Below are 13849 nucleotides of genomic sequence, written 5' to 3' on the forward strand. Positions count from 1 at the left end.
GGAGCTTTTTCGTCACGGCAAGCCGGAATTACTCCGCCTTGAACCACTTTTTCGTGTCATAAACCGCTCCCGCACCCGTCGTCACAACCGAAGTGTTGATCGGGAAATATCCCTTCGCCGCATCCATCGAGGAGAACGGAGCTTCGACCCCTTCGCCCATCTGGTTGTTTACAGGCGTGTAGCTTCCGGTATGCTTTGCAGACCAGAAATTAGCATCGGTAACCGGCGTCGTATAGAGGTAATTGTAGGTCACCTCCGCCTTGTCTGCCGTAAATCCGGCTGTGTCATACACACCCGTCAGATAATTTTTCGCGGTAACACCGGTATAATATCCGACATTTTTGGTCACGGTCAGCCCTGCGAGGACATAAGCCCGGATCATAATGTTCGGCTGGTAAATATTATAAAGCGTATTGTTCGTCACCTCGATCTGAAGCCGGGTCGTCTGGAATGCCTGCGACCTGTCCCCGCAGTTGATCAGGTAGTTCTGCAAAGGCGTTTCGGCATAAAATACGTTGTTATCCAAACGAATCAGCTGCTGCGTATGCGCTTCCTTCGCCTTCGTCGAGTAGAACGGCTTGTTGGCAACGGTCATCTTCACGATCGAATTCCCGAAATAGATCTTCTTGAAGTTCTGGGTATTGTGCGAATCGTAAACCACATTGTAGGCGGCATCCACGGTACAATCCTCGACATGCAGCGTCGGATCATAGGTGGCATTGGTCGTCGTAAAGAGGTTGTAATTGCCCGAGGCCGCGATATGCAGGTTCTTGAAAGCCGCATTGTACTTGCAACGCAGTTCCGGTCCGGAAATCGTCGCCTGCTCGCGTTCGGGATAACGGCCGATCAGCACGATATCGCCCATGTTTATCGACGTACCCGCAATCGTGAACGACAGATCGGCTGCATCGGAGTTGTCGACGAAAATCAGGCCTCCGGCCGTAATGATCGCAGCGGTCAGCTCCGACGGTTTGAGCAGCTGCGCTTCCGGATAAGCCGCCTTGCTGATCGTCAGGTCGCCCAACGTGATGTTCCCGCCGTCGAGGTACTCCCGGTAGTAGTCCGCTTCGGTAGGAACGGGAGCCGCCGCCGTCGTATTCCCGACGCTTGCCACTTCACTGGTCAGGTCGCCGGCATAGGCGACCACGTAGATCGTATAGGCCGTATTGGCATCGAGGTTTTCGACCGTCACGCTCGTACCCGCACCGGCCGTGCCGTCGGCAAGAACCTTGTCGGCGGCGGGAGCCGCTTCCGTCGATTTGAGGCAGAGGTATTTCCAGCCGTCGGCATTGGCCGAGGGCGCAACGTCGAAGGTCAGCGCCGACTGCGTGGGTTCTACCGTCGCGGAGTTGGTCACCGCAACCGTCGGAGCGGCGGGAGCCGTTCCGGTGCTCTCGACCTGGATTTTGGCCACCGTCGAAAGCCCGCCGGCCGCAAAGGCCTCGATGGCCACGTCCTTCGACGTGTCGGCCGTGGCGCGGGTCACGGCTGCGGGGGCCGTCACGATCAATTCGGCCCTCTCATCCACGGCATCGGTCAGGCGCGCCGTCCAGCCCTCGGGAGCCGACAGTTTCACCTGCTCGACACCCCGGATCTCCACCACGAAACGCTTGGTGGCCCCTGCGTCGAAAGTCTGCACGCCTTCGGTCGGCGTGATGATCCGGCAGAAGAAATCGCTCACGATCGGAATGCGCAGCTCCTCTCCGCCGAGCAACTTGATATAGAGGTCGCTGCCGTCGACCTTCACCTCCTCGAAGAACTTGTCGGTCACCGTACCCGAGCCGATGGCCTTGACGGGCTGGCCCTTGGTGTCCTTCACATTTTCGAAGGACGTGCCGCCGTCGTAGCTTACCTGCCAGTAGCCGGTGGCCTCGTCGATGCGGAACCGGGGTGTCGTGCCGTCCTCGGCCACGGCCTTCACGCCGAGCGAGGTGAACGTGGCGCCGTTGTCCGTCGACACCTGCCATTCGCCCTTGTCGTTGATCGAGACGATCGGAATCACGGCCTCGGCCTCGCTGCCCTGCACCAGTTCGATAGTCTCGCCGTTGGTCAGCGTGACGACGTATTTGCCGCCGACGTTCTCGACCTTGGAGATCGTGGCACCGCCGTAGAGTTTCTGCAACGCCTCGATGTTGCCGTTCAGCGCGTCGACCTGCGTTTCGAGCGCCTGCACGCGGCTCTTCAGGTCGTCGATCGCATCCCACAGGTCGTCGTTGTTGTCGCACGACTGGAAAACCGCAGCCAGCGCGACGAAGATCAGGATCAGATACTTTTTCATAATATAATTGGTTTTTATTCTATTTCAATGAATTGAGCCATGCGGGAACATACCCTAACCGCTGGCGCAGCTGTGCTTCGTAGAGCGACAGCGGTTCGACGGCCGCGCCGTTGCTTTCGAGGTATTTGACCTGCTCGGGGCTCTCGTCGAAGGTGACCGCCGCACCGTGGAAACCGACGATGATCGGCGGCATGGTCTTCCACCATTTGTCCGAGGAGAGCCACCACTTGAACGGCTCGGCCCCGAAATCGTGCACCGCACGCGTGGCGTTCAGGTTCCAGATCGTCAGGTCGCCCAAGTGGTTGGGCACGTTGGTTTCGTCGCCGCCGAAACGCCACTGCACGAATCCGCCCGTGCAGCGGTCGACGAGCGTGGCGCGCGGCTGCTTGGAGTGCGACTCGAAGAAGGCGTCGTCGCCCCACGTGTTGTTCCACAGCACGGCCCCCAGCGAGGTGTTCGACACGCCCGAAGCGTGGTACTGCCCGGCGTTTTCGAAATACCCCGTGCTCGTATAGGGCGGCGACACGGCCTGCCCGCGGCTGTGGTCATAAACCTTGCCGATGAAGATGCGCGACGAGGACTGCGAGCGCACGCCCGAGTGGCCGCGGTTGCCGCTGATCTCGATGTCGTAGGCCGAACAGTTGGCGCTCGACACGATCGACAGCGCCTCGCTGACGCCCTTGAAATCGACGCGGCGGATCCACGAATCGGTCAGGCGCATCATGTTGAGCGGCTTGTAGGCCCCGTCGTCCTCCCACGAGGCGTGGTGGCCGAAGTTCTCCTTCGAGCGGCCCTCGAACGTAAGGTCCTCGACGCCGACGTTCTCATAATGGGGGTATTTACGGATTTTCCAGCCCCACCTGGCCTCCACGGCGTGCATGATCGGCTCGACGAAAGTCACGCGGTTGCCGCTTACGGAAGCCACCTGGTGATAGTCCTCGACCGTAATGGTCTGAATATCGGTCATGTTCCCCTCGACCCGGTGCGGCGCCAGCTCCTGCGCAACCAGCGTCGGGTCGTTGTTCGAAAGCGAGAGGCACACCCAGTCGCCCTTCCCGATGCCGGCCGCCGAAGCCACCTCCACCGAGAACGTGCCGCGTGCGGCATCGCCCGTCACCGTCGTGAGGTCCGAAAGCCCCGAATTGTGCTTGATATTGATCATCATGGGCGACGACCACATCTGTTCCGAGTTGTTCGGCAGGTTGGGCGTGTCCATGACGAGCGTCGTCTTGCCGCGGCCCGCGCCCTTGAGCACGAAATTACCGCCGCGGATGAAAATTTCCTCACTCTTGTTGTTACCCTTCGAGTCGGTGTATTTCTGATTGGCGGAGGTTGCGTCCACCACGTTGTCATCGTCGTTATGGAGGATGAAACGCCCTTCGGGGAAATAGATCACCGCCCGGGCATTGGCATTCGCGAGGTTCGCCCCGGCGTCGCTCTGCCCGGAGAGCTTCAGCTCCCTGAGCAGCGCAGTCAACGCCGCGCGCGAGGATTTCGCACCTGTGGGATCGGCGCCGTAGTCGACGACGTTGTAAACCTTGTAGCCCAGTCCCCAGACATCGGCCGGAGCCTCCTCGCCGTGCTTGTAACCGGCATACGAATAATCGAGCAGGACGTTATCCGCAGTTCCGGCCTTAAAATTCCGCCACGCCAGAGCGGCGTCGGCATCCAGCTGCTCGTCGAGCAGCGTCACGTTCAGCGTGACGAGTTTCCGGTATTTCCTGTCCGAATAGACCGTCACCGAGATCGCCGCCTGCTGCGAAGCGGCGTCGAACGTCGCAGGGGCCTTGACCGTCAGCGTCGTCTCTCCGAGCACGGCCGTCCAGCCCGCAGGCGCGTCGATCACCGCCTCGGCGACGTTGTTCTGCACGACCTCGAAGGCCCGGGTCTCCCCGAGGCGGAAAGTCTCGTTGTCGGAAGCCGTCACCGTCAGTCCGAAATCGTCGAAGACGGGAAGCGTGAGCTTCTTGCCGTCGAGCAGTTCGACCGCCAAAAGTCCGGTCGTCGCATCGTAAGTCACCGACTTGAAGGCCGAACTGTAACTGACGACGACCTTGTCGCCCAGCGCGTTGACAGGCCGGCCGTCCTGCAGCAGCGGCGCGTAGGTCACCCCGCCGTCGAGGCTCACGAGCCACTCCCCGTCGGCCGAGACTTTCAGCTGCGGGGTGACGCCCTCGGCGCCGGGCCGGTGGTCGCCGCCCGAAACGGGCCAGGCCGAAACGTACTCTCCGCCGACCTTCAGCCGCTCGGAGGTGGCTCCGCCGTCGAGACTCACGGTCCAGTAGCCCTCGGCGTCGATGCCCATGACGGGAACCAGCGCCTCGATCTTTTCGCCGAGAATGACGGGCAGCCGGGTTCCGTCGCTCAACTCGATCTCGTATCCCTTTGCATTGGATTCGATCCCGACGATGATCGTAGACTCGTCCATCAGTTTGTGGAGCGCCACGATGGAGGTGTTCACGCCGCCGATCTTCGACTCCAGCGCGGCCACCCGGTCGCGCAGGCTCCCGATCTCGTCGCGGATGCCGTCGGTGTCCTCACACGATTGCAGCACGAAGGCCGAAGCCGCTGCAATCCACAGAAACAATTTGTTCATATCCGATTGATTGTTAGTTATTCGTATCATAGGGAACCACGTCGGACAACACGCCCTCGCGGAACCACACGTCGTCGTTGTCGCGCAGCAGCACGGCCAGTTCGCGGCACAGCGCGGCGAACAGCGCGGGATGCTCCTCCGGCGCGAGGTTGTGCAGCTGGTAGGGGTCGGCCGCATCGTCGAACATCAGCACCCTTTCGAGCTTCCCGTCGCGGCCGATGCGCAGCTCCATCGTATGCGTCGCGGTCTTCACGCCACGCGCCTGGGCGAAGAAGCCCCGGACCAGTCCGTCGGCATCGCGTCCGCCGTCGAGGTTGCGCATGTAGAGCGCGGCGCGCGGACGCGCGGGCTGTACGGCGTCCTGCCGCAGCACGGCCGAGTAGTCGCGGCCCTCGACGCTGGCGGGAATCCGCTCCCCGAGGCCCGCCAGTCCCAGCAGGGTCGGCATGATGTCGGGCGTCGAGAGCAGCAGGTCGTCCACACGGTGCGGAACCCGCCCCGGATAGCGCACCAGGAAGGGAATGTTCAGCGATTCGCGCCAGATCGAGTTCTTGGGGTCGTCGGTCGAATGGCTGGTCATCGTCTCGCCGTGGTCCGAAGCGAAAACCACGATCGTGTTCTCCGTAAGCCCCGCCCTGTCCAGCGCAGCGAGCAGGCGGCCGAACTCACGGTCGATGCCGCTCACGTTGGCGAAATAGTAACGCGCGGCGGCAGCCTTGGCCATCGTCGTGTCGGCGTTGTCGCGCACGAGCAGTTCGGTCAGCGACTTGTCCCTATACAGTTCATACCCCTCCAGGTCGCAGTCGTCGGTCGAAGCGTAGGGCGAATGCGGCGGATTCATGCCGATCATCATCAGGAACGGTTTTCGCGGATTGCGCACGCCGCCCTTGTTCTCGATATAGTCGATGGCTTTCGAAACCTCGTGCCGCGGCGACCACTCGTCGACATCGTGGCGGTTGCCTTCGGTATCCCAGTAGTGGGGATGCTTGTGCACGTCGTACGTACCGTAGGAGTACCAGTAATTGAACCCGTGACGGCGTTCGGGCGGGGTGTAGGCGTCCCACTCGGGAACGGCGTCGCTGACGTAGGTCCCCGGACGCTGAGGGTTGTTCTTCGTCGGGAAGTCGGCGTGCAGCTTGCCGATGTAGGCGCAGTCGTAGCCCGCCGCCGAGAAGACGTCGCCGATACATTCGGCGTCCTCGCGCAGCGAACTTTCCGGACGCTCCGACATGCAGTTCAGCACCACGCCGTTCCGCTCGGGATACATGCCCGAAAGCAACATGCCCCGGTGGGGACTGCTCACGGGAAAGTTGCTCACGGCCTCGGTCAGCACCGTGGCTTCGCGGGCGAAGCGGTCGAAGTTGGGCGTGAGGACCGGATCGCCCCTCCACCCCACCTTCGAGGCAAATTCGGCGTCGTTCCAGAACCCCAGCGAAGAGTTGCGGAACTGGTCCGGAAAGACGTAGATCACGTTGGGGCGCTCGGCCGCCGACTGCCCGCAGGCCGTCAGGGCGAGGCCCGCGAACGGAATTGCAATTCTAATTTTCAGCATCGTATCTTATTTCATTTCAATCAGGTTCACTTCGCGCGTCGCCCCTTCGCGGCACGTGAAGGTCAGCGAAGTATTGGCTCCTTCAACGGCAATCCGGCATCCCGGCGTATCGCCCTCCGGCTGCCAGCGGCCGCGGATCACGACCTCCAGCTGCGACGCCCCCGAGGGATTGTCGATCCATTTGCGGGAGTAGACGCTCCGCTCGACGCGCTTGCCGTCGGCGTCGAACACCTCGTCGCCCGGCCCTTCGTAGAAACGCAGGTCGGGGTCCGCAGCGCTCACCGTCAGCCCTTCGCCATCCCCGCCGATCATCACCAGCGAGGGCAGCGAAACGCTTTCCAGCAACCCTTCGCCCACCTTGCCGGAGGCGAAGAGCGCATACCCCACCGCACCCGACAGCCTGTCGCGCAGGATGTGCGCCGAGGCGTCGCGGCGCAGCACCTCGTAGGGAAGCTCCCGCGCGTAGCGGGCCGCCTCGCCGTCCGAAGCGTGCACGACCAGCATGTATTCGTACCCGCCGCCGCTGACAACCCCGCTGCCGTGGTCGATCCACGCCGTCGCGAAGTCGTTCTGCGTCGGGGCGTCGGTCTCCTCGTCGAGCGAGCGCTGCAACCGCTTCGTAACGCAGACCTTACCTTCGGGCACGAACCAGACGTTGTGCAGGTTATCACGCAGGACGGCGCCGCCCGCAAGTTCGGCCCGGTAAGGGAACTGCGTCACCGCCTCGCCGTTCACGACGAGCGTATCGGAAACGTTCTCCATGAAATTCTGGAACAGCGTCGTATGCAGACCGCCCCCGGCCTTGTTTTCGATGTCGGAACCCATACAGACGATGCGGTTGCCGAAGAAAAACCACGACTTGCTCGCCCGCAGCGAACCGTTGTATTTGTCGTGCTCGTGGAGTTTCATCGCGAACACCCCGTCGCGGCCCCTGTGGCTGACGCCTCCGGCGAAAGCCTCGTCGGAGAGGAGCATCTCCTCGTAGCCCGAGCAGGTGTCGACGTTCCGGATGTCGGCCTTCATCCGCTCCATCGGGATTTCGAGCGCCGTCGTTCCGGGAATGTGCCGCCAGTCCCAGCCCTCCTGCCGGAACCCGCTGCCGAAGGCGCTCACGGGATCGCCGTCACCGAGCAGCTGCATGCTGCCGTGCGTCAGGTAGCGGCCGTAGTGGTTGGCTCCCTGGTAAATCTCCGCCGACCAGAGGTAGCGGCTGTGGCCCGCGACGGTCACCAGCCAGTCGGCGCGCCGGTGCGACACCGAGGCATTGTAGCCGTAGACGCGGTTCCCCGCAGGCGAAGGTTCGGGTGCGAAGCCCTTTTCGGCGAACAGCCGCGTGTAGGCGTCGTCGCCTTTGGCCACGCGCAGATAGGCGGCGGCCAGTTCCGGGTCGATCTCCCCGCTGCCGTCGGGCGTACCCGCAACGGCCAGCCGGGCAAAGTGCCACGGAACCAGTTCTCCGCGGCCGTCGGGATGACGCCCCGAAAGGGCCAGCGGGAACGACCGCAGGTTGCAGTAGAAACGCATTTCGAGCAACGCGCGTTTCAGGACGGCATGACTCTCGGCGCTCACCGCGAACTGCGTCTTCGACAACAGCCACACGGCGTTCACAGCCCCGCCGCTGAATCCGTCGACGGCATAGGCCGGGTAGTGGTGGCGGTGGTGGAAGACCGTGCCGTCGCTCTTGAAGCAGGGTCCGGTCCCCTCGGTGACCTTATAGCCGTTGTCGACCCAGCGGGAGAAGGCCTCCAGCCAGGCCGCCTTCGCCGGGGTGTCCGGGAGCATCACGATGCTCGCCAGACGACCGATGAGCGAGGTGTTGAACGCGTCGATATCCATGCCCGGCTGCGCCGGCGGGAGTTTCACCTCGCCCACGCCCGAGAACCACTCCATGGCCTGCTGCACCTCGTGTTCCAGCCCGGCACGGCGCAGCACGTCGCGCATCACCACGGGGGCCGTATAGAAGTTGCGCATGCTGTAACCCAGGTGGTGCAGGGTCCCCAGTGCACTTCCGGCGGCAAAACCCTGATCGAGCAGATGCCGCGTCAGCAGCACATACATCCGTTCCAGTTCCGCCCGCTCGGCGGCGTCCGCGGCGGCATCGTGGGCCACGGCGACCTGGAACATGAAGTCGTTGTATTTGCGCAGCGTCTGGTCGTTGTCGTTGAAAAGTTTGCCGATGTCGGGATGGCCCAGATTAATATAGGTCTCGGCATAGCGCACGAACCAGATCGGCTTGCCCCGGACCGTTCCGTCGGGATTCTCCGCAATGCCGTATGCGTCGAAGCGTTTGTGCAGGGCCTTCATCGCCATCGGCTTCCGGCCTTCGAGCAGCAGTTCGCGCAGGCGCGCCCCGACGGTCGCCATGTCGCGCCTCTCGGCCTCGCCGATCGAGGCTGCGACCGCAGGCATCGGGTTGCGCCACGACTGCAGCAGAATGAGCCAGTGGCTCGTAGTCGCGGCATTGATGAACGGCGCCTGGAAATCGGCCGTATGATGCCGCACGTCCTGGAACGAGGAGAGAATCAGGTGGTCGAAGTACAACTCGCCCCGTTTGACGCCCTCCGCCGTGACGACCAGCTCGTCCATCCCCTCCTCGGGCCTGCCCTGCATGTCGCGGTCGAAGGCCACCCACGCCCCGCGCCAGCCGGTGAACTCCAGGCCGTAGTCGAACCATGCGCAGGTGCGCCCCTCCTTGCGGAACTCGAAACGCAGTTTCCCGTCGAGCGCCTTCGGGGCATAGACCCAGAATACGAAGGTCGAAACGGAGGTCTCCCTGGGATTGGGATTTTCCGACAGGTAGCCCACCGGGGATTCGATGCGCACCTGGGCGCCCTCCCGCGACCATTGCCAGCGGAGCGCGTGCGCGCCGTGCTTGTAATGGTCGCCCGAGACGGACAGCGACGAGCCTTTCGACGCCGTAAAAGGCGCCGCAGACTCCTCGAACGAAAGAATCCGCGCATCGGCGACCTCCCGCACCGACTGCGCCGGTGCGGCCAGCGGCCACACCGACGCAGCGGCGAGAAACAACAGTTTATACATGGACATTCGGTTTAAAACAAAGGTTCCCCCGCCTCCACGCGGGCCTTGCGGATCAGCGCCTCAAGGAAATAGTAGTCGGCGTAGTTCAGCGGCACGTCGATATTGCTGCCGTGCGGAATGCTGCCCACGGAGTGCATCAGCAGAAAGCCGCCGTTGCCGCCCACCGGAGCGCGGTAGGCCGGCGACGAAAGCGATTCGACGATCCTGTCGGCCTTTTGCTTATACAGTTCGTCACCCGTATAGGTGTACATTTCGTAGAACGCCGAGGCGATGATGGCCGCCGTCGAGACGTCGCGCGGCTCATTCGGGATGTTCGGTGCGTCGTAGTCCCAGTAGGGAACCAGATCGGCGGGCATGTTCTTGTCGTCGAGCATGAAACCGGCCACCTTCCGCGCATGGTCGAGGTAGCGTTTGTCACCCGTGTAACGGTAGCAGGTCGTATAGCCGTAGACGGCCCATGCCTGCCCGCGCGCCCACGCCGAGTCGTCGGCATACCCCTGCGCCGTGCAGCGTCCGCGCACGCCGCCCGTCGTCAGATCGTAGTCCACGACGTGATAGCAGCTGTAATCGTCGCGGAAGTGCTCCTTCATCGTACGGTCGGCATGCTTCACCGCGATATTATAATAGGTGCTGTCGCCCGAGAACTCCGTGGCCTTGAACATCAGTTCGAGATTCATCATGTTGTCGATGATCACCGGGCACTGCCAGCCGCGTTCGCCCTGCCAGCCCCGGTCGGCGTCCCACGACTGGATGACGCCCGGAACCGGGCGGAAACGCGTCGCGAGCGATTTGGCCGTCTGGACGATCACGCCCTCGTAGCCGGGAACGTTTTTCAGCCGCAGGCCGTTGCCGTAGCTGTCGTAGATCATGAAACCCACGTCGTGATGCCATTGCAGATACTGCACCGAGTCGAGAATCTCGGTATGCTTCCGCGCACGTGCGGCCCACGCCTCGTCGCCCGTCAGTTCGTACATGTACCACAGCGTCCCGGCGAAGAAACCGCTCACCCAGTCGTCGACGGGCACGTAGTCGATCCGCCCGTTCTTCCAGGTCGAGGGGATGCGGATCACACCGCCCGTCTCGCTCGAATCGGCCAGCATACCGATCTGTTTTTCGGCGACGGCGATGTTTTCGTCGATGATCGAAGCGCGCTCCGAAGGCTGCGAGCAGGCGGCAGCTCCTGCCAGGAGGAGCGCGGCGGTCGCATATTTAAATAAGATCTTCATAAGTAGGTAATTAACGTAATTATTTTGGTAAACCAAACTGGCTTTTCGCACAAAGATAAAGCATTTTTCGGACTTGCAGCATATTTTAATAAACTTTTCCGATGAAACTAAAATTTTTATTATTTTCCTCCGTTAATATTTTGGTTATCCAATTTCTTTGTTTAAATTTGACCAAATATGAATCTATGAAAAACATGTTAAAATACGTTGTGCCAGCGATTTTGGGGTTGTTCGCCACCCTTTGGAACCAGACCGCCGCAGCGGCGATCGATGCCAAAATCAGTTTCGAAACGGAAATTCCCAAGGCTTTCGTATGCGGCGAAAACAGCACGGCCGAATCGAGCGATCTCCACTACAAGGACGGAAGCCGCTCGCTGCGCTGGTCGTGGAGCGCCCCGTCGACGCTCCGCTTCAACGATTTCGGACAGCTGATGCGCTCGTTCCGGGTCAAGGGCGCGGGCATCATGCTCTGGATCTACAACCCCAAGGCCGCCGACGCCGACATGAGGTTCTCGTTCGAGACGCCCACCGGCGAAGTTCCCTACCGGTTCGATTTCCACATGGACTTCACGGGCTGGCGCGCCTGCTGGATCAAGTACAACGACATGCCGGGCGACCACGCCTCGCAGCAGGTTTCGCGCCTCGTCATCTCGACGCCCGCCGGGGTCGAAAGCGGCGAGCTGTTCCTCGACCGCCTGACCTTCTCCGAGGTCAAGCTCCACGACCAGATCACCCCCGACAAGCAGATTCCGGACAACAACTGCAACCTCAAACGCGAGCTGTGGCACTGGGCGCGTCTCTGGGAATGGGAGCAGTACGAATACGACGAGCCGCTGCACGACGTCACGCCCGCGGAAAAGGCCCAGCTCGACGCCGTGAAATCACGCATCGAAAGCATCGTCGCAGCCAACATGTCGAGCGCCAATTACATCAACGGCACGATCATCCCGCGCGCGCTGGAGACCTTCGGGAAAGCTGCGATCCGCCGCACCGGCGACGGCGGCATCATCGGCGCCCCGCTGCTCTCGAACGACGAGTGCAACCGCCCGAAAGGCGAACTGCGCCTGGACGACATCGAGAACATGCTCAACGCCTTCGCGCTGAACAGCCACATCAACAAAGATTCGAAATACGACGACGATTTCTTTCTCGTGATGGACCACGCCATCGACCAGGGCTTCGCCTTCGGCCACGGCAACGGAACCAACCACCACTACGGCTACAACGTGCGCAAGATCTACGACGCCATGTGGCTCATGCGCGACAAGATCGCCGCACGCGGCAAGACCGACGAATACGTCAAGGTGCTGGCCTACTGGAGCGGCCTGGCGGAGACCCGCAAACCCTACGTCTACGGCCGCGACGAGCTGCTCGACTCGTGGCACACGCTGCTGATCCCCAAGCTCATCAGCGCATTGATGCTGCCCTCGGAAGCCGAGCAGTACCGCGCCATGAAGGGCCTCGGCGTATGGCTCTCGGGGAGCCTCGGCTTCACGCCGGGCACCATCGGCGGCATCAAGCCCGACGGCACGACCTTCCACCACGGCGGCTTCTACCCCGCCTACTCGACCGGCGCGTTCGCCATGATCGGCTACTGGTGCAAGGCCACGCGCGGGACCGACTTCATCCTCTCGGAACAGGCGCGCCGCAACTTCAAGCTGGCGCTGATGTCGATGGCCAACTACACCGACCTGCGCGACTGGGGACTCGGCCTCGCCGGCCGCCACCCCTTCGGCAAGAACGGCCGCATCCCCGACGCCGACGTCAACGCCTTCGGCTACCTCGCGGCACTGGGCGACCTGACGGGCAGCGGCAAGGGCGCGGATCCCGAACTGGCGGGCGCCTACCTGCGTCTGAAAGGCACGGACAAGGAGCTGAACAGCCTCTTCAAGAAGGAGGGCATTTCGGCGGGTCCCACGCCCTCGGGTTTCTTCGTCTATAACTACGGCGCCGCGGGCATCCACCGCCGCGGCGACTGGATGGTGACGCTCAAGGCCTACAACTCGGACGTCTGGGGTTCGGAGATCTACACCCGCGACAACCGCTACGGACGCTACCAGAGCTACGGCTCGGCCCCGATCATCGGCTCGGGCAACCCCGTCTCGGCCGCCGCGAGCGGATTCGTGCAGGACGGCTGGGACTGGAACCGCGTGCCGGGCGCCACGACCATCCACCTGCCCTACCCCGAACTGGAAAGCCCGCTGCCGGGGACGCTCATGGAGCGCAACCCCGAACGCTTCTCGGGCGCCTCGTCGCTCGAAGGCCGCAACGGTGTGCTGGCGTTCCAGTTCGTCGAAAGGGACCGCAAGAACTTCACCCCCGGGGCCACGGCGCACAAGTCGGTCTTCTGCTTCGACAACCGGATGGTCTTCCTCGGCAGCGGCATCGACAACGATAATCAGGCATATCCCACCGAAACGACGCTTTTCCAGCTGCGGATGGACAGTCCGGGCGAACAGCTCGAAGTCGACGGCGAGATCTACGACGCCTTCCCGCTCAACCTCTCGAAGGGCGGCGAGCGGCTGGCGCTCTCCGACACGAAGGGCAATTTCTACGTGGTGAAAAACGCCGCGGCGGTGAACATCCTCAAGCAGGAGCAGACCTCGCCCAACGACAAGACCCGCGCACCCCAGACGGGCAACTTCGCCACGGCTTACATCGACCACGGCCGCGCCCCCAAGCAGGCCGGATACGAATATGCGGTCTACATCCAGCCCACGAACAAGGAGATCACGCGCGTGATCAAGAAAGACAGCTACGAAGTGCTGCGCCGGGACAACACGGCCCACGTCGTGAAAGACCTCGCCACGGGCATCACGGGCTACGTCTGCTTCGGGGAATACACGGGCCAGGGGCTTGTGCGCAAGGCGACCGGGGAGTCGATCGTCATGGAGCGCACCGACGCGGACGGACAGGTCGTGATGAGCGTCTGCACGCCCGACCTCGGCCTCACGGAGAAAACCTACACCACGCGCCAGGAGAGCCGGCCCATCGAAAAAGAGGTGCTTTTGGACGGCGCATGGGAGCTTGCCGCACAATATCCGGGCGTGGAAGCCGTTTCCCACGATACCGGAACGCTGCTGAAGATAACCTGCCGCCACGGACAGCCCGTGGAGTTCCGGCTCAAGAAGAAATAACCATTTTTACCCACAACCTGA

The 13849-nt window shown here is 62.4% G+C and carries 6 protein-coding genes; 1 reads left to right on the forward strand and 5 read right to left on the reverse strand.

Going from position 1 to position 13849, the window contains the following annotated elements; genetic code table 11:
* Window positions 1-28: 28 nt before the first annotated feature.
* The 5 genes from ACGHP5_RS01520 to ACGHP5_RS01540 are packed head-to-tail and all read right to left on the reverse strand — an operon-like array spanning window position 29 to window position 10691.
* Window positions 29-2278: a PL29 family lyase N-terminal domain-containing protein gene (locus tag ACGHP5_RS01520; RefSeq protein WP_390567886.1), complete on the reverse strand. Its 2250-nt coding sequence runs from the start codon at window positions 2276-2278 to the stop codon at window positions 29-31.
* Window positions 2279-2297: 19 nt separating this feature from the next.
* Window positions 2298-4874: a DUF4955 domain-containing protein gene (locus tag ACGHP5_RS01525; protein WP_390567887.1), complete on the reverse strand. Its 2577-nt coding sequence runs from the start codon at window positions 4872-4874 to the stop codon at window positions 2298-2300.
* Between the two features lie 13 nt (window positions 4875-4887).
* A complete protein-coding gene (locus ACGHP5_RS01530; RefSeq protein WP_390567888.1) occupies window positions 4888-6426 on the reverse strand; it encodes a sulfatase in 1539 nt (512 codons plus the stop codon).
* A gap of 6 nt (window positions 6427-6432) precedes the next feature.
* Window positions 6433-9465, reverse strand: coding sequence for a chondroitinase family polysaccharide lyase (locus ACGHP5_RS01535; protein WP_390567889.1), 3033 nt, complete (start codon window positions 9463-9465; stop codon window positions 6433-6435).
* Between the two features lie 11 nt (window positions 9466-9476).
* On the reverse strand, window positions 9477-10691 hold the full coding sequence (locus ACGHP5_RS01540; protein WP_390567890.1) for a glucuronyl hydrolase: 1215 nt from the start codon (window positions 10689-10691) through the stop codon (window positions 9477-9479).
* 194 nt (window positions 10692-10885) lie between these two features.
* Here ACGHP5_RS01540 and ACGHP5_RS01545 point away from each other — a divergent pair, with 194 nt between their 5' ends.
* Window positions 10886-13828, forward strand: a complete 2943-nt coding sequence (locus ACGHP5_RS01545; RefSeq protein ID WP_390567891.1) for a chondroitinase family polysaccharide lyase — start codon at window positions 10886-10888, stop codon at window positions 13826-13828.
* Window positions 13829-13849: the final 21 nt, after the last annotated feature.

Source organism: Alistipes sp. i18-0019-D1 (assembly GCF_042852885.1).
Taxonomy (GTDB): Bacteria; Bacteroidota; Bacteroidia; order Bacteroidales; family Rikenellaceae; genus Alistipes.

Coding starts and splice junctions, on each gene's coding strand:
- ACGHP5_RS01520 (WP_390567886.1), bottom strand. CDS start 2,278: ATGAAAAAGTATCTGATCCTGATCTTCGTCGCGCTGGCTGCGGTTTTC.
- ACGHP5_RS01525 (WP_390567887.1), bottom strand. CDS start 4,874: ATGAACAAATTGTTTCTGTGGATTGCAGCGGCTTCGGCCTTCGTGCTG.
- ACGHP5_RS01530 (WP_390567888.1), bottom strand. CDS start 6,426: ATGCTGAAAATTAGAATTGCAATTCCGTTCGCGGGCCTCGCCCTGACG.
- ACGHP5_RS01535 (WP_390567889.1), bottom strand. CDS start 9,465: ATGTATAAACTGTTGTTTCTCGCCGCTGCGTCGGTGTGGCCGCTGGCC.
- ACGHP5_RS01540 (WP_390567890.1), bottom strand. CDS start 10,691: ATGAAGATCTTATTTAAATATGCGACCGCCGCGCTCCTCCTGGCAGGA.
- ACGHP5_RS01545 (WP_390567891.1), top strand. CDS start 10,886: ATGTTAAAATACGTTGTGCCAGCGATTTTGGGGTTGTTCGCCACCCTT.